This is a genomic window from Chelativorans composti, from assembly GCF_039541695.1.
Classification (GTDB): domain Bacteria; phylum Pseudomonadota; class Alphaproteobacteria; order Rhizobiales; family Rhizobiaceae; genus Chelativorans; species Chelativorans composti.
In genome coordinates, this window is sequence record NZ_BAABGS010000071.1 from 47,094 (window position 1) to 69,635 (window position 22,542).

Sequence of the window (22,542 nt, forward strand, 5' to 3'; positions counted from 1 at the left end):
AGCCGGTCCCATCGGCCCTGCGACCGGCGAGGCAGCGCCTGTCGCCATCCGGGCCCTGGCGAGATTTCACGTGCAACAAACAATTGCAGCATTCCCACCCGCTGATTTATGTGTTTGCTTACGCCCGTCTGCAACAAACACAAAACCGCTCACAGGTATAACAAGGGGGACATCGTGGCAGTAAGCAAACTCGGCAATCTCTGGCGTTCCAGCAGCACGGTCACCGTGGAAGCGCCTGCTCTGACGGGGGATGCGCAAGCCGATCTCGCCATCATCGGCGGCGGATTCACGGGCACGGCAGCCGCACTGGAAGCCGCGCGGCAGGGAGCATCTGCAATCCTGCTTGAAGCCGAGACCATCGGACATGGCGGTTCGGGCCGCAATGTCGGGCTCGTCAATGCGGGGCTGTGGCTTCCGCCGCATGACGTCATCCGGCAAATGGGAGAAGAACCCGGCCGGCGGTTGCTCGGCATACTCTCCGAGGCGCCCGCCCTTGTCTGGTCGCTGATCGAGCGCGAAGGCATCGAGTGCCAGGCAACCCGCAAGGGAACGCTTCATCTGGCCCACTCGCCGGCAGGCTTCCGTGACCTTCAGGAACGGCACCGCCAGGGTGTCGAGCTTGGCGCTCCGCTCCAGCTGCTCGACGCCGAAGAGACAGCGCGCCGGACCGGAAGCACGGCTTTCCACGGTTCGCTGTTCGACCCGCGCGCCGGCACGATCCAGCCGCTATCCTATGCGCGCGGGCTGGCAGCCGCCGCCATTCGCGCCGGTGCGAGACTCCACGAGCGCACGAAGGTCACCCGCGTCAGGCATGACGGCGACGGCTGGGAGGTGACGGCCAACGGCCATACGGTCAGAGCGCGCGCGCTGCTCCTTGCCACGAACGCCTATCTGGACGGCATCGATGAGCTGCAGGAACGGCCTCAGTTCGTGCGGGTCGCCTATTCCCAGTTCGCCACCGCGCCGATGCCCGAGCGTCTGCGTGCGAAGATCCTGCCGGGCGGCGAAGGATGCTGGGATACCGCGCTGGTCATGTCCTCCTTCCGCATCGACCGGGCAGGCCGCATGATCATCGGCGGCATCGGCAACGAGGGCGGCGCAGGCGGTCCGATCCACGCGGACTGGGCGCGCCGCAAGCTGCGCAAGGTCTATCGGGAACTGGCGGAACTGCCGTTCGAGTTCGGCTGGCATGGTTTCATTGCGATGACGGGCGACCATATCCCGAAGATCCTGCGGCTTGGTCCCTCGGGCTTCGCCTGCTTCGGCTATTCGGGGCGCGGCATCGGGCCCGGCACGGTGTTTGGCACCCGTGCAGCGCGAGCATTGCTGAGCGGACGCGAGGACGAGCTGCCCGTCGCCCCGGTCGGAAAGCACATCGAACGGTTCGTCGCGCCAAAGGCCGTCTACTACGAGACCGGCGCGGTGCTCACACATCTCGTCAACCCGCCGCCGTTTGCCTGAACGGCGGACCGCAGCGGAAGCAAGCCTCATGAACGTCAACGACATGATCCCTGCCGCCAACCGCGCTGCGGAGCTGATGCGGAGCCTTTCGCATCCGCAGCGCCTGCTGGTTCTCTGCGCTCTTGCGAAGGGGGAGAAATCCGTGGCGGACCTGCGCCGCCAGCTTGGCATCGAGCAAGTGCCCATGTCCCAGCAGCTCATGCGCCTGCGGGCAGACGGTCTTGTGTCAGCCAGGCGGGACGGCACGACCGTCTACTACACAATCAGCCATCCGCACGTGCAGCAGATCATCGACGCACTCTACGCCGCCTTCTGCGAGACGGAACAGGAACCGAAGAACGGGAGCGAAGACCCGATCCGCCCGTCCCGGCCGTAAGGCAAGCGCGTTTCTCCGGATCAGTTGGCGGGAGACAGTCTTCCGCCAGCACATTCGGACTGAAACCCCGTCGATCGTGACGCCGCAGCAGGGTGTGGGTACCATCCGCCGGGGCGGCACCACCTCTACGCTTCAGTGAACGGCGGGATTTCTCGCAAGGTCCGGAACCCTTGTCGCCAAGAATGGAACTCGGGTCCGCGCGCGGACCTGACGTGCATTCATGCGGCGACCGATTTGCACCCCCAAGCCTCGACCACCAGGATCTCACCGTCTGGAACCGGGACAACCAGGTTCTGGTGCGTGTGACGCGAAAGACCGCAGTGCCACCGCTTCGGCCGGAGCGGAATGAAAAGATGGCCGCATATCGCGGTCCCGAACTTGACGTTACGCAGAGCGTTACGCTATTCCGTTTTGCGTAACAAGGAGGCGATACCTTGCAGTCAATGCTCGACGGGGTCCGGGTTCTTGATCTGACGAATGTCCTTTCCGGACCAATCTGCTGCTATCACCTTGCCCAGCTCGGCGCTGAAGTCATCAAGGTTGAGGAGCCCCGGGGCGGTGATCTTGCCCGCCAGCTCGGTGCGGACCCCTCCCTCAATGCGCGCGGCATGGGCATATCCTTCCTGGCCCAGAACGCCGGAAAGAAGTCGGTCACGCTCAATCTCAAGTCCCCGCTCGGCAAGGAGCTGTTTCTCCGGCTCGTGGAAACTGCCGATGTGGTGGTCGAGAATTTCCGGCCGGGCGTGATGGAACGCCTGGGCCTTTCCGCCGAAGTGCTGCGCGAGCGCAACCCGAAGCTCGTCTACTGCGCCATCTCCGGCTTCGGCCAGGATGGTCCGCTGCGCAACAATCCCGCCTACGACCAGATCGTCCAGGGCCTGTCGGGCGTGATGAGCGTCACCGGCACGCCTGAATCCGCGCCGCTGCGCGTGGGCTATCCCGTTTCCGACACCATCGGCGGCATTACTGCCGCCTTCGCCATTGCCGCCGCGCTGGTCCGCCAGGCACGCACCGGCGAAGGTGAAATCATTGACGTTTCGATGCTCGAGGCAACACTCGTCTCCATGGGCTGGAACGTCTCGAATTACCTCATCGGCGGCGTCGAGCCCCGCCCGATGGGCAACGAAAACATGACGGCGGCCCCCTCCGGCACTTTCCAGACGGGCGACGGTCTTCTGAACATCGCGGCCAACCGCCAGATCCAGTTCGAGAAACTGTGCGATCTCGTGGGCCGGCCTGAACTCAAGACCGATCCGCGCTTCGCCGAGCGTGAATCCCGCAAGGTTCACCGCATGGAGTTGAAGGCGGAACTGGAGGTGGCGCTTCGCGCCCGCAACGCCGCCGAATGGGCCGAGCTGCTGTGCGCCCATGGCGTTCCCGCCGGCGAGGTGCTGACAGTGCCGCAGGCGCTGGCACAGCCGCAGATCGCCCATCGCGATTTCCTGAAGACCTTCGACAACGTGCCGGGGGTTAACCGCCCGATCCGCGTCAGCCGCGCCGGTTTCCGGCTCGCCAGCGGCGACCCGGGTCCGGCCACGCCGCCGCCCACGCTCGGCCAGCACAATGCCGAAATCCTCGGCCCGCTGCTGCCCGAGGGCGTGAGCCTCTCCGATCTCGAGAAGCAAGAGGCCGCATGAACAACTACGGCGTGGAAGCGGTGGAGCGTGCCCTGCAGTTGCTCGAAGCCTTCGACGACACACAGGAGGCGTTCGAGCTGCGCGAGCTCGCCGCGCGTACCGGCTTCAGCAAGCCGGTGATCATGCGGCTGGCCGCTTCGCTGGAGCGTTATGGCTATCTGAGGCGCGACGCGCAGGGACGCTATCTGCTCGGTCCCAACCTCTGGCGGCTCGGCGCGCGCTACCGCCGCAACTTCTCGATCGAGGACGTGATCCGGCCGATCCTGGAGGAGATGGTTGCGCGCACCCAGGAAACGGCCGCCTTCTATGTGCGCGCCGGCGACAGGCGCATCTGCCTTTACCGCCAGAACTCGCAGCGTCGCGCGCGCCATCATGTGGAGATCGGCGACCAATTGCCGCTCAACGCCGGCGCGGCGGGACATTTGATCCTTGCCTATGCAGGTGCCGAGGGGCCCCTCTATGATGAGATCCGGGCTCGCGGCTACCACTTTTCCCACGGCGAGCGCGATCCTGATGTGAGCGGCATCGCCGCGCCGGTCTTCCGCGACCGCGGCGAGTTCGTTGGCGCACTCATCACATCGGGATTGCGCACCCGGATCGAACCTGCGGTTGAGGAGCTTCTGCCGGTCACCATCAAAGCCGCCCGCAAAGCGTCAGGACTGCTCGGCCACGCGCCGGCCAAGGAGACAGAAAGCATATGAACGAAGGCCGCAAACTCGCCGAAGACTGGTGGACAACGTCCATCATCAAGATGCGTCCAGGCAGCATCCGGATACGCGGGTACGCGATCCAAAACCTGATCGGGCGCGTCAGTTTCGTGGAAATGATCTGGCTCATGCTTCGCGGCGAGCTGCCGGAACCCGCACAGGCCAAGCTGCTGGAAGCCGCGCTCGTTGCGGGCGTCGATCACGGTCCGCAGGCCCCTTCGATCGCCGTGGCGCGCATGGCCATTACCGGTGGCGTCGGCATCAACGGAGCCATGGCCTCCGCCATCAACACGCTTGATGACGTGCACGGCGGGGCGGGCGAGCAGACGGTTGAACTGTTTCACGAGATTGCCGAACAGGCGAAGAGCCAGCCGCTGGACCAGGCTGTCGCCGCGGTGCTGGACGAACGCCGCCGCGCGGGCGAAAAATATGTTCCCGGCTTCGGACATCGCTTTCATCCGGTCGACCCGCGCGCACCGCGGCTTCTCGAACTGGTCGATCAGGCCGCCGCGGAAGGAATTGTCGAGGGAAGGTTTGCAGCCATTGCCAGAGCCGTCGAGGCATGCTTGGCGAACGCAAAGGGCCGCACCATTCCCATGAATATCGACGGGGCGACCGCTGTGATCTACGCTGAACTGGGATTTCCGCCTACATTGTGCCGCGGGCTGTTCGTGTTATCCCGTTCAGTAGGGATCCTGTCCCATGCCTACGAAGAGAGTCTTTCAGGTAAGCGCAACAAGGGGCCCATTCCGCGCGAGTGGCTTTGGACCTACGACGGCGCTGACGACAGAGATTTCGCCGTTGTGTCTGACCGGCGGAATGGGGCATAAGCCCATAGTCACCAACATGGTGGGAGGATGATAAAATGAACAGACGTGAATTCATGGCATCTGCAGGCGCTCTGGCATTCGTGGCCGCGAGCTCCGGCATGGGCTTCGCCCAGGAGTTCAAGCAGCTCGAGTTCTTCGTGCCTGCGGCTCCCGGCGGCGGCTGGGACCAGACGGCCCGCGTGATGGGCGACGTGCTGGCCAAGACGGGCAAGATCGGCAATGCCCGCTTCACGAACGTCGGCGGCGCCGGCGGCACGATCGGCCTGCCGCAGTTCGTCAACCAGTACAAGGGCAAGGGTGACGCCCTCATGGTCGGCGGCATGGTGATGGTCGGCGCGATCATTACCAACAAGTCGCCGGTGGACCTCAGCGCGGTGACCCCGATCGCCCGCCTGACGGGTGAGTATCTCGCCGTCGTCGTACCGGCCAACTCTCCGATCCAGACCCTCGCTGACCTGGTCGAGCAGCTCAAGAAGGACGTCGGTTCGGTGTCCTGGGCCGGCGGCTCGGCTGGCGGCAGCGACCATATCCTCGCGGGCATGATCGCCAAGGCCGTTGGCGTGAATCCGGTGGATGTCGCCTATGTCGCGTTCGCAGGCGGCGGCGAGGCCCTGGCGGCGATCATGGGCGGTCAGGTCACCTGCGGCGTTTCCGGCTGGGGCGAGTTCTCCGAGCAGGTCGCTGCGGGCACACTGCGCGTTCTGGCCATCTCGGCGCCGGAGCGTGTGGAAGGCATTGACGCCCCGACCCTCAAGGAGCAGGGCGTGGATGTCGAGCTGCTCAACTGGCGCGCGGTGTTCGGCGCCCCGGGCCTCTCGGCAGAGCAGACCGATACGCTCGTCAAGCTGATGAGCGACATGACCGAAACTGCCGAGTGGAAGGAAGAGCTGGCCAAGCGTTCGTGGACTCCGCTCTACCTCGGCGGGGACGAGTTCGCCGCCTATCTGAAAGAGGACATCGAGCGCATCCGGGGCATCCTGGTTGATCTCGGCCTGGCCTAAAAGAGTCGTTATAATGACAAACACCAAAACTGCACGGCTCGGCGTTGTGGCGCTGGTGGTTGCTGTAGTTGGCATCTGCGTGGTCTACCTGACCACGCAGATGGCCGTTCCCCCGGCGTATGCAAAGGTCGGCCCGACCGTCTTTCCATACGCCGTGGGAGGGATCTTGACCGTTCTCAGCCTGTTCCTGTGGCGTGACGCCGTCCGCAAGAACTGGCATTGCGAAGCCAGCGACCCCGATGTTCCACCGCCGGACCTCGCTCCCATGGGATGGGTGCTTGGCGGCCTGTTCCTGAACCTCATTCTCATCGGCTATATCGGCTTCATCCTGTCCTCGACCGTAATGTACACGATGGTGGCAAAGGGCTTCGGCGCCAGGCGCCTCTGGCTGGCCGCCCTTGTCGGATTCTTGCTCGCGCTTGTCGCGTACTACGGTTTTGCCCGCCTCCTGGATCTCAGGATGGGCAGCGGGCTGATTGAGGATCTCATCTGATGGACGCCTTCATGTCGCTTGCGCACGGTTTCACCGTTGCGCTGACGCCGATCAACCTCATGTGGGGACTGATCGGCGTAACCCTTGGCACGGCCGTTGGTGTTCTCCCCGGCCTTGGCCCGGCTCTGACCATCGCTCTCCTTCTTCCGATCACGTTCCAGGTCGAGGCGACGGCAGCCTTCATCCTGTTCGCCGGCATCTACTTCGGCGCCATGTTCGGCGGATCGACCACGTCGATCCTGATCAACACGCCCGGCGAAAGCGCGACCATCGTCACCGCGCTCGAGGGCCACGAGATGGCTAAGCGCGGCCGCGGCGGCCCCGCTCTTGCAACGGCCGCGATCGGATCGTTCGTGGCCGGCACCCTCGGCACGGTCGGTATCACGGTTCTCGCGCCCTTCATCGTGAAGGTCGCGTTGTCCTTCGGTCCCGCCGACTATTTCGCGCTGATGCTGCTGGCCTTCGTCACCGTGTCCTCGGTTCTCGGATCGTCGACGATCCGCGGCCTGACCTCACTCGCCTTCGGACTGCTAATCGGCCTCGTGGGCGTGGACCTGCAGACCGGCCAGGCGCGCTTCTCCTTCGGCCAGATGGAGCTGCTGGACGGCATCGACGTGGTCATCGTCTGCGTCGGTCTCTTCGCCGTGGGTGAGACCCTCCACCTTGCATCGCGCTACCGCCGCACGAAGGAAGAGATCATCCCCATCGAGGGTTCGCTCTGGATGACGGCCCAGGACTGGGCGCGTTCGTGGAAGGCATGGCTGCGCGGCGCCTTCATCGGCTTCCCGATGGGTGCCCTGCCCGCCGGCGGCGCGGAAATTCCGACCTTCCTGTCCTACTTCGTGGAGAAGAAGCTCTCCAAGAAGCCGGAGGAGTTCGGCAAGGGTGCGATTGAGGGCGTGGCAGGTCCGGAAGCCGCGAACAACGCGTCGGCCGCCGGCGTGTTCGTGCCGCTACTGACGCTCGGCCTGCCGACCTCGGCGACTGCCGCGATCATGCTCGCCGCATTCCAGAGCTATGGCATCAACCCGGGACCGCAGCTGCTTACCACCCAGCCGGACCTCGTGTGGGGCCTCATCGCGAGCCTCTATATCGGCAACGTCCTGCTGCTGGTGCTGAACCTGCCACTGGTGGGCCTGTGGGTACAGATCCTGAAGATCCCGACGCCGTACCTCTACGCGGGCATTCTCGTGTTCGCGACCATCGGCACCTATGGCATCAGCCAGTCGGTCTTCGACCTCGGACTGCTCTATGGCATCGGCATCCTCGGCTTCTTCATGCGCCGCTATGACTTCCCGACCAGTCCGGTGATCATCGGCATGATCCTCGGGCCCTATGCCGAACAGCAGTTCCGCCGCGCGCTGACGATTAGCCAGGGCGACATGACGGTGTTCTTCACCCGTCCGCTGTCCCTGACGCTCATCATCATCGCCGCGCTGGCCCTGCTGCTGCCCGTCATCGTTTCCACGACCAAGTCCTGGCTGAAGAAGACGGAAACGGCCTGAGGAACAGACAGGAGCTGCGGAAAGCTCGCGATCACACGATCGGAACGGTGACCGGGCATTACCGAAAAGTCGAAGGGGCATTCCGCATGCCGGAATGCCCCTTTCTCATGGGCCGGGTTTGACGGCTGCCCGCCAGCCACGCGCCGGCGCATCTCCGTCCTGGTCGCGAAGGCCCTCGCACGGCGCCCTGCAACAAGAACGGGGCGGCAGCCCATTTCGAGCCGCCGCCCGTTCGTATCGTCCGTCGGTCCGCGGTGCAGTGCTCAGCCTGCGATGCGGAAGGCCAGAACCGGCAGGTCATCCGTCTGCAGGGTTTCGGCCTTCGCGGGAACCGGTCCGCGCTCGAAGAGCTCGCGCAGAGCGGCCGGCTTCGGCTCGATACCGAGGATGATGGCCTGGAAGATCGGTCCTTCCTTGAGCTTCAGATGGCCATAGACATAGGGCGCCATGCTCTCGAAGCGCGGATGGCAGGCCGGCGTGAGGTTGTGCGTGGCGAAAAGCAGCGTGGCCTCGCCACTCAGATCCGCCTCCTCGACGTCCCAGCTTCCGCAATGTTCGCAGCAACCGGTGGGCGGGAAGGTGTGCTTGCCGCATGCCTTGCAGGTGACGGCCAGAAGCTTGCCCTTCGCCAGAGCTTCGTAATAGGAGCGGATCGCGCTCGGCTGTTCCTGGATGGTGTTCATCTCACATGCTCCCCAGCACAAGCACGGCGCCGATCATGGCGTAGCCGTGGGTATGGATGACGGAGATTTCGGGAACCTTGGGGATCTGACGCGCGCCGGCCTGGCCGCGCATCTGCAGAACCGCCTCGTAAGTGTCCGAACCGGCGCTTGCACCCCAGGCATGGCCGAAGGCATGGCGCCCGCCATGGGTGGACATGGGCCGGTCGCCGTCGAACCGCAGTCGACCCTCGCGGGCGGCATGCAGTCCCCTGCCCGGCTCGAGGTAGCCAATCGTCTCCGCCGTGCAGATGCTGCTGATGTGCGAGCAGTCGTGCGTGTGCAGGTAGTCGATGTCGGCAGCCTTGATGCCGGCCATGTCGAACGCGGCGTCGACCGCGCGCTTGTCGGACTCCCAGAAGGTCGGATCCTCGCCGTACCACGGCAGATCGCTGTAGCTCACGCCGAAGCCCTTGATCTCGACAGGCTGCGACTTGGCTCCCTTCGCCAGGTCCGCGCGCGTCAGCACCATGGCCGAAGCGCCGTCGGCGGTCGTCACCAGGCTCAACAGCCGCGACGGCCAGGCCACGAACGGATTGTCATCGGACTGCCAGTATTCATAGGGATCGGTATAACCCTTACGCTTGGCGCGGTCCTCCAGTGTCTCCTGCGTGTTGGCCTTGGGGTTCATCGAGCCGTGCAGACGCCGCGCGCGACAGAGCTCGTACATGCCGCGGTCGAAGTCCTCGATCGAGATGCCGTACTTGCGGCAATACCCCTGCGCCACCAGGCCATTGTAGGTGGAGAAGATGTCGTAGCCCTGCGGCACGGCATAGGCCTGGTTCACTGCCATGTCGGTCCAGAGCCAGGTCTGCTGGTGGGAAATCGGCTCGCGCTCGTAGGGGCTGTAGCCTTTCACCTTGGTCCGGGTCGTTTCCAGACCGTAGACGAGGACCGTGTCGTACACGCCCGCGGCAATCGCCATCGCCGCCATGATCGCTCCGACATTGGTGGTCGAGCACTGGGCTTCAAAGTGTACGCCAGCCTTGAACTGCGTGCCGGTCCATTTGGACAGCTGCGAATAGGTCGCGGGAACCTGCGAACTATGGACCATGGCATTGCCCGCGAAGACAGCGTCAACGTCCTGACCGGTCAGACCCGCATCATCAAGGGCCTCCCTCACCGCGTGGGCGGTCAGCTCCTGGATGGTGAGACCCTTCAGTTCAGGTGTACGCAGCAGGTCGCCAAACCGCGAGCATCCAACGCCCGCAATGGCCACCCGCTCTTTCAGTTGATTTCTCATGACACCGATAGCCCTCCATGCTTGTTGGCTACATGGAAAGCTTGACGCCGCCCGGCAGAGCCCGCGTTGACGCCGATCAATCAAACTGAAGTTCAGTCAATTTGAAAAAGCACACCGCGCGCTATCCCGGACGACTGCCTTGAAAGAGACGGCGACGTATTCCGACGACATATCGGAAAACGATCAGCATTTTCTGGGGCCTGTTCTCCTCAGAACTTGTCCGTTTCTCATTTCACGGCAATTGGTCAGCGCAATTCTGCCAAAAATACACAAACGAACCGATCCTTGACTCCGTTACGGCCGGCAGGCACGCCGGACCGCCCTCCCTGCACCGTTGCGATGTTCATGGCATTGTTTGGAAACAGATAACATTGTAATGGGAAATGAATTTTCGAGGTGGTCCGGAATTTCCGCCACACCTCCACTGAACCACGGGGCAAACCTTGAGCACATGCAATGGCGGCTTGCGATACCTGTTCCCGTTTACGCTGACGCCGTGATTTCGGGCAGCGACAAACGTCCCCGACCGGTTTTCGCTCGATCCACCCCCGACAAGCCAGCACAATTCAGGAATTAACATGGGCTCGACAGACACCAGGCGGTACTCATCACCGGCCATGCGGAACCTGCTGACTTTCCTGAAAGAGCAGGGGCTGGGTGGGATCCTGATCACCTCCCCCACCGGCGATGCGAAGATCGCTGTCCTGAGGAAAGATCTCGCGAGAGCTTTCTCCCTGATACGCCGTTTCGCGCGTGATGAAGGCTTCGACCTGCGTATTCGCCCGATAAGGGCGAAGAAAGTGCTGCGTGTCCTTCCCGTGGCGCTGACGCAGATGGTGGGACACCGGCGTTACAAGGTCGAACTGAGCGGCGGAGAAAAAGCTTCGTTTGAACTGGAGGGCTGGAAGGACGAGGGCGAGTATTTCGAGTCGGCGTCCCCCAATCACATCTCCAGAAGGCTCTGGAAAACGACCGCCGAGGCCCATGGCCTATTCACAGGAGCGGGAATAAAGGACTATGCGGCGATCCTGCCCTGTCCGCACGCGCTGGAACCAGCGTTTCCCATCGACCTGGTCTTCACCCAGGTCAATGCCGATGATCCGGACTGGCAACGCATGTTCTCGCAATATGCGCCTGAACCGGTGACGGTTGCGCCGACCAACGACGCCACCGCGCGATCCTGATATTACAGCCGCGACGAACTGAAATATGCGCTGCGCTCCTGGGCGGAGAACGGAACGTTCATCCGCAAGATCTTCATCGTCTCGAACTGCCGCCCGCCCGAATGGCTCAACCTGGAAAGCGAACAGATCGCATGGATCCCGCACGAGCAGATCCTGCCGGCGGATGCGCTCCCGACGTTCAATTCCCACGCTATAGAAGCCTGCCTGCACAAGATTCCAGGGCTGGCGAACCACTTCATCTACAGCAACGACGACGTTTTCCTTGCCAGAAAAGCATTTCCATCGGACTTTTTCCTGCCGAGCGGACTGGTGAAGGTCCGGCTGGAGCCCTACGGCCAGGTCAACGGCGAACCGCACCCCGATCACCCGGCCTACCTGAATGGCGCGCGAAACGGCAAAGCCCTGCTGGAAAGGGAATTTGGCCGTTCGACGACCCAGCTCACATCGCACACTTTCCACGCCCTGCGGGTCGACATCCTTCGGGAGATGGAGGCCAAGTTCGATGAAGCGTTCTACAGAACGATCCACAACCGGTTCCGATCGCCCAACGACATTTCCGTTACGTCATACCTGCATTCCCACTACTGCGTCCTGTCGGGTAAAGGCATTGCTGATGACACGCCGGTATGGCTGGTCCAAGCCAACCACCGTTATCAAAGGCGGCTCAGGAAGCTTCTTGAGAGGAAGAATGGGGGACGGAGACTGCCGCTATCCCTTTGCCTCAACGACGGCAAGAACAGCGATAATGATCGGGCCTGGGACACAGCGGTGCGTGGTTTCCTGAACACGTTCTTTCCCAACCCCTCCCCGTTCGAGAAGTGAGAGGACAGGCAGGCAGCGGTCCCGACGGCTGCCGGCCTCGCTGGACTGCTCTGACGCGAAATCAGGCTCCGAAGAGTGCGGGGCCGCTCTGCCAGATCAGTCTCAGCCCCACCAGGACCATCAGGACATAAACGAGCGTGTAGAAGCGCTCGCCGGAGATACGGCGGACGAGCCAGACGCCGGCCCAGGTGGACACTATGGCGAGCGGAACCAGCGTCGCCGACAGGATCAGGTTTTCTCTGGTGAACTGACCGAGCGCGAAGTAGGGCGCAACCTTCACCAGATTGACGGCTGCGAAGAAGATGATCGAGGTTCCGACCAGCACGTCCCGCGGCAGGCGCTGGGGCATGACATAGATCTGGAACGGCGGTCCGCCCGCATGAGCGATCATGCTGGTGAAGCCCGCACCCACACCGCACAGGAGACCGAAGGGAATGCCCGGCCTCAAAGCCGTCGCGCCCGATGCCCGGCGTTCCACGATCAGGCGGCGAAGCCCGAAAATGATCGAAATAACGCCGACGCTGAAAGCGATCCCCGCGTCCGAAACATGGGCTGCAAGAAGATAGCCAAGGAAGATGCCAACGAATGCGCTGGGAAGCAGCACGGCGAGGTTGAAGCCGTCCCAGCTCCGCCGGAACGAGAGCACGCCAACCGCATCCTGGACGAGCAGGATCGGCAGCAGCACCGCCGCGGCCTGGACCGGAGACATGACCAGCGCCATCAGTGGAATGGCCAGATTTCCGAGGCCGACAAACCCGCCCTTCGACAGGCCGAGTATGATGACGGCGGGAATGGCGGCGGCGTAGAACTGGGGATCCATTTCCTGTTGTGTTCCTGACGGGGTTGGCGGCGGTCCGTCCCGTCCGGCAGCAAATGCGGCCAGGCGCGTCGGGACCGGTCCGGAAGGCGAGCCGCCATACATCGCCACGTATTGTACAAGGCGCTGCAGGCGTCGGTTTCAGTGCGAGGGGGTAGAAAGCACCTGGCTGCGCCTCCCGCAAGAGGCTTCCATCGGCAACCGCGGTTTTTCTTCCCGGCAGCTGTTTGCCTCCGCAGGATCACGGCCCGGGGACACTATTGTCGACCCCGGGACATGATTATTCACTGCCGGCCTGAAGCGGGAAAGACCCGTTTTTCACGCGCCGCTTCGGTTAGAATATTTTTGCTCGCTCGGTGCCATACGCTTCGATAGGTTGGAAAATAATACCTTCTCAGATCGGTTCCCATGTGTGTTCGTGTATCCGCCCTCATTCCTGGCTTGCCGCCACCTGTCGGGATGTGTTCTAGGTCTCCCAGAATGGCATCCGCCAGATAGCGCCTGCCTTCGATTGATGGCGCTGGTCCGATATCCGTCCTGATAGATCGCGAAGGGTTCACGGCCTTGGCAACAACGACTTCAGCGCGGTCGGCGCGCGAACATGGGAACTTGCAATGACTTCGTCGGTCCTCGATCAAAACGTGCACCTGGCGACGGTGAGCGGGCAGTCAGGCGGAAACTCTGCCGCCGCCAGCCAGGCTTCCGTCTCTGCCGGTGCAACGCCTGAACAAGACAACCTTGTCCTCATCGAAAACGTCTCGAAGGTGTTTCCGGCGAGCCGGTCACGGCCCGCGGTTACGGCGCTGGAGAACATCAATCTCGCGGTGCGTCGTGGCTCCATCACCGCCATCATCGGCCGGTCAGGCGCCGGTAAATCCACGCTGATCCGGCTCGTGAACGGGCTGGAGAAGGCCACCTCCGGCCGCGTCGTGGTGAACGGCACCGACGTGATGAAGCTGTCCGAGGTCGACCTGCGCAATGTCCGCCGCTCGATCGGCATGATCTTCCAGCACTTCAACCTGCTGTCCTCCCGCACGGTCTTCGACAATGTCGCCCTTCCGCTGGAGATCGCGGGCCTGAAGAAGCAGGAGATTGCGCAGCGCATTCTGCCGCTGCTTGAACTGGTCGGCCTCGCCGACAAGCATGACCGCTATCCGGCCGAGCTGTCGGGCGGGCAGAAGCAGCGCGTGGGCATCGCGCGGGCGCTCGCCACGCAGCCCATGCTGCTGCTCTCCGACGAGGCAACGTCAGCCCTCGACCCCGAAACGACGCAGTCGGTTCTCGAACTTCTGTCGCGCATCAACCGCGAGCTGGGGCTGACAATACTGCTCATCACTCACGAGATGGAGGTGGTAAAGCGCATCGCCGATTATGTGGCGGTGATCGACGCGGGCAGGATCGTGGAGCAGGGCGGAACCTTCGAGGTCTTCAGCGCGCCGAAGCATCCCACCACCCGGAAGCTGTTGTCCGGCATTCCCGGCATGCAGCTGCCGGGCTACGTCCAGGCGCACCTCACCGACAAGCCCGCCGCCACGAGCAAGACGGTCATGCGGATCCTCTTTGCCGGCCCGCATGCGACCGAGCCGATCCTCGCCAGTCTCGCCACCGAGTTCGGCGTCCGGCCGAACATCATGGGCGGCGCGGTGGACGAAATCGCGGGCCGCCCCTTTGGCACGCTCATCGTATCCTTCCCCGCCGACGAGCAAAGGCTCACGACCATCCGCCAGTTTCTCGCCGACCGGGGCCTTATCACGGAGATTCTCGGCTATGTCGCCTGAACAGCTCATCTCGCTGCTCCTCACGGCCACCGGCCAGACCCTCTACATGGTGGCGGTGTCTGCCGTGGTCGGTTCGCTGCTGGGCGTTCCGCTCGGCGTATTCCTTGCCACCAGCGGCAAGGGCGAGCTCTTCGCCGCGCCAATCGCAAACCGGATCCTGGGCGCGATCGTGAACGCCACGCGCTCGACACCCTTCATTATCCTGGTCGTCGCGATCATCCCCTTCACGCGGCTGGTGGCGGGCACCTCGATCGGCACGCGGGCGGCGATCGTGCCGCTCACCATCGCCACGATTCCGTTCGTGGCGCGGCTCGTGGAAGCGGCCATTCGCGAGGTTGACCCCGGCCTGATTGAAACGGCGCGCGCGATGGGCGCCACACCGTTGCAGATCGTGCGAAAGGTGCTGCTTGCCGAGGCGCGCCCCGGCATCACGCTGGCGCTCACGCTCACCGTGGTGAGCCTCATCGGCTATTCGGCGATGGTGGGCGCGGTTGGCGGCGGCGGACTCGGCGACCTCGGCATCCGCTATGGCTACCAGCGCTTCATGCCCGACGTAATGCTGGCCGTCGTGGTGGTTCTGATCGTGCTGGTCCAGGCCGTGCAGTCCACGGGCGACTGGCTGGCAAGACGCTTCGACAAGCGCACGCACCCGCGCTGATCCGACCAATCAAGTCATCTTGTTCACAGGGAGAATGGAATGTTGAAGAAGCTTTCGATTGCCGCGGGCCTGGCACTCGCGTTGCTCGGCGGCTCCGCCGCGGCCGAGTCGATCAAGGTCGGCGTCACCCCCGGACCGCACGCGCAGATCATGGAGAAGGTAAAGGAGATCGCCGCCAAGGACGAGCTGGAGATCGAGATCCTCGAGTTCTCGGACTACGTCGTTCCGAACCAGGCGCTCAATGACGGCGAGCTGGATGCCAACTCCTTCCAGCACAAGCCATACCTCGACAACCAGATCGCCGACCGCGGCTTCGACATCATCGACGTGGCCTATACGGTGAATTTCCCGATGGGCATCTACTCGAAGAAATACAAAAGCTTCGACGAGCTGCCGGATGGTGCGACCATCGGCATCCCGAACGATCCGACCAACGGCGGCCGCGCCCTGCTGATCCTGGCCGACCAGGGCGCGATCAAGGTCGATCCCGACAAAGGGCTGAGGGTTACGGTCGCCGACATCACGGAGAATCCCAAGAACTTCAACTTCATCGAGCTCGATGCCGCGCAGCTGCCGCGCTCGCTCGACGACACCGACGCCTCGGCCATCAACAGCAACTATGCGCTGGAGGCCAGCCTGAACCCGAGCCGCGACGCCATTCTGCTCGAGGGCGAAAAGGCTCCGTACATCAACCTGATCGCGGTGCGCACCGCGGACAAGGATGCCGACTGGGTCAAGAAGCTCATCAACGCCTACTACACCCCTGAGGTGAAGGAGTTCGTGCTGAACACCTTCGACGGCGCCGTCATCCCGGCCTGGTAAGAACTGCCCATCGCGGGCAAGTCCGGACCATAAGTCCGGATAGGGGCCATTCCGGCGTTCGCAGCACGCCGGAATGGCCTTTGCTTATCGGGAAGCGCAAAAGGGATCTTTCGCCTCGCGGCACGCACCAATCCGGCGCGAAACCGACTGTTGAGCCACCGCGCATTAACGCAGGTCGAGCCGCGCCCGCTCGGCAACGTCCTTCAGCATTGGCAGATACTGTTCGACCAGTTGCGCCGGGGTGACGGAAGCGGCCGGCGCGCCGATATTGAGGGCCGCGACGATCCGGTCCGTCCGGTTGCGGAGGGGAACGGCAATCGAGCAGAGCCCCATTTCCAGTTCCTGATCGACGAGGGCATATCCCTGGCTGCGAACGCGCAGTAGCTCCTCCATCAGCCTTTCCAGATCCGTAATGGTGCGCTCCGTATTGGCGCGGAGCGGCCTGCCTTTCAGAAGCTCGCGGACCTCCTCTTCCGGCAGGGACGCCAGCAGCACCCTTCCCATCGAGGAGCAATAGGCGGGCAGGCGGCTGCCCGGGCCGAGATTGATCGACATGACCCGCCGCCGGGAGGCGCGGGCGATGTAGACGATTTCAGCCTCATCCAGCACCGCCGCCGAGCAGCTCTGGCCGCCTGTCTCACAAAGCCGTTCGAGATAGGGCTGAAGGATGGCCGAGAGCGGCGTGGTGGATAGGTACGACTGCCCCAGCCGCAGGATGCGATGGGTGAGTTCGAAATATTTCCCGTCGTGCGTCGCATAACCAAGCTGGACCAGCGTGAGAAGCAGCCGGCGGGCCGAAGCCCTGTCAAGGCCCGTCCGGCGCGCCACATCGGTGATCGACAGGCGCGGCGCATCTTCGCCAAAGGCCCCGATGACGCTCAGGCCCTTTGCGAACCCGCTGACGAAATCGCCTCCCTTGTGTTCCGCATGCGCCAACGCCAAACTCCCTTATTGTGCGATATATGAACAAAAATCAAATAACGCACAATTTGGGTTGCCGCAATCGCATTCGCGATCTATCTCCAACGAACGGAGGCTAGCGTTCACGGGGTTTCTCTAATGGACAAAACAGTTGAGAGTGCGGCAGCCGCCGTCTCCTGCATTCACGATGGCGCCACGGTGATGATTGGCGGCTTCGGCGGTGCCGGTGCGCCGATCGAGCTCATTCACGCTCTTATCGACCATGGGCCCAAGAATCTCACCGTCATCAACAACAACGCCGGCAACGGCCGCGTCGGCATTGCTGCCATGATCGACGCCGGCATGGTGAAGAAGATGATCTGCTCCTTCCCGCGTTCGTCCGATCCGCGGGCGTTCACGGAGAAGTATCTCGCCGGCGAGATCGAGCTGGAACTGGTGCCGCAGGGCACGCTGGCCGAGCGCATCCGCGCCGGCGGCGCTGGCATTCCCGCGTTCTACACCCCGACCAGCGTCGGCACGGAGCTGGCTGAAGGCAAGCCCACCGCCGAATTCGAAGGCCGCACCTATGTGCAGGAACGATGGCTCAAGGCGGATTTCGCGCTCATCAAGGCGCACATCGCCGACCGTTTCGGCAACCTGACCTACAACAAGGCGGCCCGCAACTTTAACCCCCTGATGTGCATGGCTGCCAAGACCACCATCGTTCAGGCGTCGAAGATCGTCGAGCCGGGCGAGATCGATCCCGAGCACGTAGTGACCCCGGGCATCTTCGTCGACAAGATCGTCGAGATCAGCAATCCGCAACAGGAAGAAGAACTCATCCGCGCAGGGGTGTCCCACCTATGACCGCCAATACCGAACAGCAGAAGCTCACGAACGCCCAGATCGCCTGGCGCGTTGCGCAGGATATTCCGGACGGAGCCTACGTGAACCTTGGCATCGGCTTTCCGGAGATGGTCGCGAAGTATCAGCCTGCCGGCCGTGAGGTCATCTACCACACCGAAAACGGCATCCTGAACTTCGGCCCCTCCCCCGCTCCGGGCGAGGAGGACTGGGATCTCATCAACGCCGGCAAGAAGGCCGTGACGCTCAAGCCGGGCGCCTCCTTCTTCCACCATGCGGACAGCTTCGCCATGGTGCGCGGCGGCCACCTCGACATCGCCGTGCTAGGCGCCTTCCAGGTGTCGCAGCGGGGTGACCTCGCCAACTGGCGGATCGGCAGCAAGGGCGTGCCCGCCGTCGGCGGTGCAATGGACCTCGTCCACGGCGCCAAGCAGGTGTTCGTGATCACGGAGCACGTGACCAAGACCGGGGAGCCCAAACTGGTCGACACCTGCACCTTCCCGCTGACCGGCGTCGAATGCGTGACGCGCGTCTACACCAGCCACGCAGTGATCGACATCGTCGACAAGCGGTTCGTGCTTCGCGAAAAGCTGCCCAGCATCACGCTCGAGGAACTCCAGGCCATTACCGGCGCGCCGCTCCACATCGACGGCGAGGTCGCGGACCTCATCGTGCCGGAGCCTATCGACGCCTGATTCCCGGCACACGAACCGGCATCTCGACAGGTCTGATCCGCACGGTGGAAACGCCGTGCGGATCATCTTTTTTGCACCGGCAGCGGCGGCACCGGATCCGGCGCTAGGAAGCGGGGATTGAATTTTTCCTGAATAGTTTAATTACAGAAACATTATTCCTGTCGTTTTGAACGGCGCTGCGCGAAAAGCGTCCCCAGCAAGCATTCGTCGAACCTGGCTTTGGCACGTGAGGCCCGGTTCAGCACAAGGAGACAAGAAGAACATGATGAAGTTCCTGGTTACGGCGGCGGTGGCCGCGCTCATCAGCGGTGCAGCACTTGCAAAGGACATCAAGATCGGCGTCACGCCCGGCGAGCACGCGCAGATCATGGAGAAGGTCAAGGACGTCGCCGCCGCGAAGGGCCTGAACCTCGAGGTCATCGAGTTCTCCGACTATGTCGTGCCGAACCAGGCGCTGGCCGACGGCGACCTCGACGCCAATTCTTTCCAGCATCAGCCCTATCTGGACAACCAGATCGCCGATCGCGGCTATGACCTGGTGAGCGTCGGCAAGACGATCACCACGCCGATGGGCGTCTACTCCAACAGGGTGAAGAGCCCGGACGAACTCGCCGATGGCGCCACGGTCGCCATTCCGAACGACCCGACCAACGGCGGCCGCGCGCTGCTCGTGCTGCAGAAGGAAGGCGTGATCAAGGTGAACCCCGAGGCCGGCCTGAAGGCCGGTCCTGCCGACGTCACCGAGAACCCGAAGAACCTGCAGTTCGTCGAGCTGGACGCGGCGCAGCTTCCCCGCTCTCTGGATGACGTCGATGCTGCGGTGATCAACACCAATTACGCGCTCGAGGCCGGTCTTCGTCCCACCGTGGACGCGATCGCCATCGAGGGCGCCGAGTCGCCCTATGCCAACCTGATCGTCGTGCGCAGCGAGGACAAGGACGCCGACTGGGTCAAGACTCTGGTCGAGGCCTACCACGACGACAGCATCAAGGCCTTCATCAACGACGAATTCCAGGGCGCCGTGATCCCCGCCTGGTAAGGCCCGCGAACAGCCACGGACTTTTCCACAACGCAGCGCCCGCGGTATCCCCGCGGGCGCTGTCGTTTGCGGGAGGGGCGGCGGCACCGGACGCCCTGTAACCAACGTTCTGCCGTGCCCGGGCGCCGCGAAAGCAACATGCCTCTTGCCCGCAACTTCGGTCCGTCGGTCCGGCGGTGCGCTACTAAGCCACGGCCAAGTCACGGCGCGCGGATTGAAGAAGTTATCAAGTATCTCATAAATGAAGAATCCATAGAGGCGGCAAGACGGGCGCCGCGGCGTTTTCAGCCTGACGAGGCTTGCGGCCGCGATGCGTCACCAGTGGGGAGCGGAAATCACGATGGCGGAACCGGGGGTGGATGTGACGGAGCTTGACCATCCCATGCGCAGGGAGCTGCACGACGAGCTCCATGCCAGGCCATCCGTCTATTTCGAGGGCGATTCCGATGTGTGGCACATGGCCATCCTCGACACGCGCCTTCCCGACAGCATCCTGGCGCTGCCGACCTCGTCGCGGTCCCTGGACGGCAAACACGGGATCGCCGAACTCGGCGACTGCCGCCTCAAGTGGGAACTCCACACCGAGTTTCTCACCATCACCTATGTCTGTGCCGCTTCGCAGGATCGGCGCCCGCCGCAGACATTCATGGACCTGCGCCGCCAGATTTCCGGCGAGACGATCGCGGCCATCCGCGTGCTCGTCCGCGAGAAGCGTCCGGAAGACGAGCTTGAGAAGCTGGACGGCGACTATGTAGCCTCCAGGGTCGGCGGAACCGACGCCGAAGTCTATTCAAACTTCAAGCTGGACGATGCGGGCTTCGTCGAACTGCTGCTGTTCCCCGGCAGCCTCAATGCGTTCCGCACCGGGCGAATGGTCCGGCGGCTGCTTGAGATCGAGACCTACCGCATGATGGCGCTGCTGGCCCTGCCGGTGGCGCGCGACGTGCAGGAAAGACTCGCCGGTTTCGATACCCGCCTCAACCGCATCGTCGACCACATGCAGACGCATTCCAGGGTCGACAAGACGCTGCTAGGCGAAATGACGCGGCTGTCGTCGGAAGTGCTGCGGCTATCCTCGCCGGCGCGCCATCGCTTCGGCGCCGCCAAGGCCTATGCGGAGCTGGTCTCGAGCCGAATGGCGGAACTCAGGGAGCAGAGCGTTCCCCAACGTCAGCGGCTTGGAACCTTCATCGAGCGCCGGTTCCGGCCCGCCATCCGGACGGTGGAGGCGGTGGAGCGCCGCCTCGACGAACTCGGCGAGCGGGTGAGCCTGGCCGGCGACCTGTTGCGAACCTCGGTTCAGGTGCAGCTTGAAGAGCAGAACGCCATCCTGCTCGCCTCGATGGAGGAGCGCACGCGCGCGCAGGTGCACATCCAGCAGGCCGTGGAAGGCTTTTCGGTCATCGCCATCACCTATTACGCGATCAGTCTCGCCAAGACCTGCATTGAGGCCCTGACGGGACTGGGCCTCGACACGCATCTCGCCAAGGAATTGCTGTTGTTCGCCATCCCGATCGTGCTGGTGACCGTCTGGCAGGTGATCCGGCACATCCGCAAGAGCATTTCGGTAGGCTCGCATTCCGGCAAGCCGGACAGCCTGCCGCGTCCGGGAAGCGAAACCGCCGCCAAGGACTGAGGACGGGCCAAATCCCGGCAAGGCAGTGAAAAACGCCGGCGGACAAGCCCGCCGGCGCTCTGCGACGACTGACCGGCCCCCCTACCGGATCACGGTCGCCGGACTGTGGTGGTCGCGGCTGCAGGGCCGAGACCTTTCCTGCTGTCAGAATGCTGCCCGATAGAGGGCCAGGGCGTCGGGCTCGGTCACTTCCACCGGGTTGTTGCCAAGAAGACGCGTCTGCAGCATCGCATCCGCGGCAAGCTGCGGCAGCATCTCTTCGGCGACACCCGCATCGCGCAGGCGGCGCGGCGCGCCGGAGGCATCCATCAGTTCGATCAGCCGCTTCAGGAAGGCCTGGGCCTTTGCCTCGACGCTGGCATCCTGCGGGACGTCCGCCCCGACCGGGCCGGCAAGCTCGGCATAGAGCGGAGCCGCCGCCTTCATGTTGAACTCGATCACCGGCTGCAGCATCAGCGCGTTGGAAAGGCCGTGCGGAATGTGGTAGCGGCCGCCCAGCGGATAGGCGAGCGCATGAACCGCCGCCACGGGCGCGTTGGCGAAGGCCTGGCCGGCCAGCAGTGCGCCAAGCAGCATGGCTTCCCGCGCGGCGCGGTCCGAACCATTCCGGCACGCCGTGACGAGGTTGCCGGACAGAAGCCGCAGGGCCTCCCGCGCCGCCGCGTCCGACAGCGGATTCTTCTTGTGCTTGCTGGTGTAAGCCTCGATCGCATGCACCATGGCGTCGATGCCGGTCGCGGCCGTGTGCAGCGCAGGCAGGCCAACGGTCAGCTCCGCATCGAGCAGCACGCGATCGGCATAGAGCTGATCGGCGACCACGCCCATCTTGGAATGGTCCGGCCGGGTCAGAATCGTGATGTTGGTGACTTCCGAACCCGTTCCGGCCGTCGTCGGCACCTGCACCAGCGGCAGGCGCGAACCCTGGACCTTCCCGATGCCGTAAAGCTCGGAAAGCGGCTGTTCGCTGACCAGCATCACCGCGGCAAGCTTGGCGACGTCCATGGACGAGCCGCCGCCGATGCCGATGACAATGTCCGCACTTGCGGCTCGCCCCTGGGCGACACAGTCGAACAGCACCTGCTCGGGCGGATCGGCGACGACCGCATCAAACACCGTCACGTTGAAGCCCGCCTTGGCGAGCGAAGCCTTGGCGGGCTCGAGAACGCCTGCCTTGTGCAGGCCGGCATCGGTCACGACCAGCAGGTTGCGGGCGGCGAACCAGCCGCCGAGGAGTTCGCCGAGCCGTGCGGCGGCACCCCATTCGACGTGGATATGCCCCACCGTGGTGAAGGAAAACGGATTGAAAGTCATGGCTGCACTTCCTGGATTTTGCCGGCCCGGGCCGGACTGAATTC

Annotated in this window: 22 protein-coding genes and 1 pseudogene; 18 read left to right on the forward strand and 5 right to left on the reverse strand. The window is 63.6% G+C overall.

The window, feature by feature from the left end; genetic code table 11:
- The first annotated feature begins 174 nt into the window (after nucleotides 1-174).
- From ABD906_RS12880 to ABD906_RS12915, 8 genes are all read left to right on the forward strand, one after another.
- On the forward strand, nucleotides 175-1,461 hold the full coding sequence (locus tag ABD906_RS12880) for an NAD(P)/FAD-dependent oxidoreductase (RefSeq protein ID WP_345099822.1): 1,287 nt from the start codon (nucleotides 175-177) through the stop codon (nucleotides 1,459-1,461).
- Nucleotides 1,462-1,489: 28 nt separating this feature from the next.
- On the forward strand, nucleotides 1,490-1,837 hold the full coding sequence (locus tag ABD906_RS12885) for an ArsR/SmtB family transcription factor (RefSeq protein WP_345099823.1): 348 nt from the start codon (nucleotides 1,490-1,492) through the stop codon (nucleotides 1,835-1,837).
- Nucleotides 1,838-2,271: 434 nt separating this feature from the next.
- A complete protein-coding gene (locus tag ABD906_RS12890) occupies nucleotides 2,272-3,474 on the forward strand; it encodes a CaiB/BaiF CoA transferase family protein (protein WP_345099824.1) in 1,203 nt (400 codons plus the stop codon).
- On the forward strand, nucleotides 3,471-4,175 hold the full coding sequence (locus ABD906_RS12895; protein WP_345099825.1) for an IclR family transcriptional regulator: 705 nt from the start codon (nucleotides 3,471-3,473) through the stop codon (nucleotides 4,173-4,175). The genes ABD906_RS12890 and ABD906_RS12895 overlap by 4 nt, the downstream gene beginning before the upstream one ends.
- Entirely contained in the window at nucleotides 4,172-5,011 is an 840-nt protein-coding gene (locus ABD906_RS12900) for a citryl-CoA lyase (RefSeq protein WP_345099826.1), read from the forward strand. Before ABD906_RS12895 ends, ABD906_RS12900 begins: the two co-directional genes overlap by 4 nt.
- A gap of 35 nt (nucleotides 5,012-5,046) precedes the next feature.
- The gene (locus ABD906_RS12905) at nucleotides 5,047-6,012 is read left to right on the forward strand and encodes a Bug family tripartite tricarboxylate transporter substrate binding protein (protein WP_345099827.1); all 966 of its coding nucleotides are present in this window, start codon (nucleotides 5,047-5,049) and stop codon (nucleotides 6,010-6,012) included.
- Nucleotides 6,013-6,025: 13 nt separating this feature from the next.
- On the forward strand, nucleotides 6,026-6,505 hold the full coding sequence (locus ABD906_RS12910) for a tripartite tricarboxylate transporter TctB family protein (RefSeq protein WP_345099828.1): 480 nt from the start codon (nucleotides 6,026-6,028) through the stop codon (nucleotides 6,503-6,505).
- Entirely contained in the window at nucleotides 6,505-8,010 is a 1,506-nt protein-coding gene (locus tag ABD906_RS12915; RefSeq protein ID WP_345099829.1) for a tripartite tricarboxylate transporter permease, read from the forward strand. Before ABD906_RS12910 ends, ABD906_RS12915 begins: the two co-directional genes overlap by 1 nt.
- 263 nt (nucleotides 8,011-8,273) lie before the next feature.
- On the opposite strand, the gene ABD906_RS12920 is transcribed toward ABD906_RS12915, so the two are convergent.
- Nucleotides 8,274-8,693 carry a Zn-ribbon domain-containing OB-fold protein gene (locus ABD906_RS12920; protein WP_345099830.1) on the reverse strand — a complete coding sequence of 140 codons (420 nt, stop codon included), beginning with the start codon at nucleotides 8,691-8,693 and terminating at the stop codon, nucleotides 8,274-8,276.
- A gap of 1 nt (nucleotide 8,694) precedes the next feature.
- Entirely contained in the window at nucleotides 8,695-9,972 is a 1,278-nt protein-coding gene (locus ABD906_RS12925; protein ID WP_345099831.1) for a thiolase family protein, read from the reverse strand.
- Nucleotides 9,973-10,550: 578 nt separating this feature from the next.
- On the opposite strand from ABD906_RS12925, the gene ABD906_RS12930 reads away from it, so the two are divergent.
- The 3 genes and pseudogenes from ABD906_RS12930 (at nucleotide 10,551) to ABD906_RS12935 (ending at nucleotide 11,978) form a co-directional block, all read left to right on the forward strand.
- Entirely contained in the window at nucleotides 10,551-11,156 is a 606-nt protein-coding gene (locus tag ABD906_RS12930; protein WP_345099832.1) for a hypothetical protein, read from the forward strand.
- Between the two features lie 15 nt (nucleotides 11,157-11,171).
- Nucleotides 11,172-11,453 (forward strand): annotated as a pseudogene (locus ABD906_RS16125) (capsule biosynthesis protein CapK); the annotation flags it as partial.
- Between the two features lie 12 nt (nucleotides 11,454-11,465).
- Entirely contained in the window at nucleotides 11,466-11,978 is a 513-nt protein-coding gene (locus tag ABD906_RS12935; RefSeq protein WP_345099833.1) for a stealth conserved region 3 domain-containing protein, read from the forward strand.
- A 61-nt stretch (nucleotides 11,979-12,039) separates the two neighbouring features.
- On the opposite strand, the gene ABD906_RS12940 is transcribed toward ABD906_RS12935, so the two are convergent.
- A complete protein-coding gene (locus ABD906_RS12940; protein ID WP_345099834.1) occupies nucleotides 12,040-12,798 on the reverse strand; it encodes a sulfite exporter TauE/SafE family protein in 759 nt (252 codons plus the stop codon).
- A gap of 611 nt (nucleotides 12,799-13,409) precedes the next feature.
- On the opposite strand from ABD906_RS12940, the gene ABD906_RS12945 reads away from it, so the two are divergent.
- Genes ABD906_RS12945 through ABD906_RS12955 form a run of 3 tightly spaced genes read left to right on the forward strand, consistent with a single transcriptional unit; the run spans nucleotide 13,410 to nucleotide 16,053 of the window.
- Nucleotides 13,410-14,573 (forward strand): methionine ABC transporter ATP-binding protein, encoded by a 1,164-nt coding sequence (locus ABD906_RS12945; RefSeq protein ID WP_345099835.1) that lies wholly within the window; start codon nucleotides 13,410-13,412, stop codon nucleotides 14,571-14,573.
- On the forward strand, nucleotides 14,563-15,231 hold the full coding sequence (locus ABD906_RS12950) for a methionine ABC transporter permease (protein WP_345099836.1): 669 nt from the start codon (nucleotides 14,563-14,565) through the stop codon (nucleotides 15,229-15,231). Before ABD906_RS12945 ends, ABD906_RS12950 begins: the two co-directional genes overlap by 11 nt.
- A gap of 42 nt (nucleotides 15,232-15,273) precedes the next feature.
- A complete protein-coding gene (locus tag ABD906_RS12955) occupies nucleotides 15,274-16,053 on the forward strand; it encodes a MetQ/NlpA family ABC transporter substrate-binding protein (RefSeq protein WP_378188975.1) in 780 nt (259 codons plus the stop codon).
- A gap of 165 nt (nucleotides 16,054-16,218) precedes the next feature.
- Here the strand turns inward: ABD906_RS12955 and ABD906_RS12960 are convergent, their stop codons facing one another.
- Nucleotides 16,219-16,989 (reverse strand): IclR family transcriptional regulator, encoded by a 771-nt coding sequence (locus ABD906_RS12960; RefSeq protein WP_345099838.1) that lies wholly within the window; start codon nucleotides 16,987-16,989, stop codon nucleotides 16,219-16,221.
- Between the two features lie 123 nt (nucleotides 16,990-17,112).
- On the opposite strand from ABD906_RS12960, the gene ABD906_RS12965 reads away from it, so the two are divergent.
- The 4 genes from ABD906_RS12965 (at nucleotide 17,113) to ABD906_RS12980 (ending at nucleotide 21,187) form a co-directional block, all read left to right on the forward strand.
- Nucleotides 17,113-17,820, forward strand: coding sequence for a 3-oxoacid CoA-transferase subunit A (locus ABD906_RS12965; protein ID WP_345099839.1), 708 nt, complete (start codon nucleotides 17,113-17,115; stop codon nucleotides 17,818-17,820).
- Nucleotides 17,817-18,512 carry a CoA transferase subunit B gene (locus ABD906_RS12970; RefSeq protein ID WP_345099840.1) on the forward strand — a complete coding sequence of 232 codons (696 nt, stop codon included), beginning with the start codon at nucleotides 17,817-17,819 and terminating at the stop codon, nucleotides 18,510-18,512. Before ABD906_RS12965 ends, ABD906_RS12970 begins: the two co-directional genes overlap by 4 nt.
- A 262-nt stretch (nucleotides 18,513-18,774) precedes the next feature.
- The gene (locus ABD906_RS12975) at nucleotides 18,775-19,551 is read left to right on the forward strand and encodes a MetQ/NlpA family ABC transporter substrate-binding protein (RefSeq protein ID WP_345099841.1); all 777 of its coding nucleotides are present in this window, start codon (nucleotides 18,775-18,777) and stop codon (nucleotides 19,549-19,551) included.
- 340 nt (nucleotides 19,552-19,891) lie between these two features.
- Nucleotides 19,892-21,187: a DUF3422 domain-containing protein gene (locus tag ABD906_RS12980; RefSeq protein WP_345099842.1), complete on the forward strand. Its 1,296-nt coding sequence runs from the start codon at nucleotides 19,892-19,894 to the stop codon at nucleotides 21,185-21,187.
- 144 nt (nucleotides 21,188-21,331) lie between these two features.
- Here the strand turns inward: ABD906_RS12980 and ABD906_RS12985 are convergent, their stop codons facing one another.
- Nucleotides 21,332-22,498 (reverse strand): iron-containing alcohol dehydrogenase, encoded by a 1,167-nt coding sequence (locus tag ABD906_RS12985; RefSeq protein ID WP_345099843.1) that lies wholly within the window; start codon nucleotides 22,496-22,498, stop codon nucleotides 21,332-21,334.
- Nucleotides 22,499-22,542: the final 44 nt, after the last annotated feature.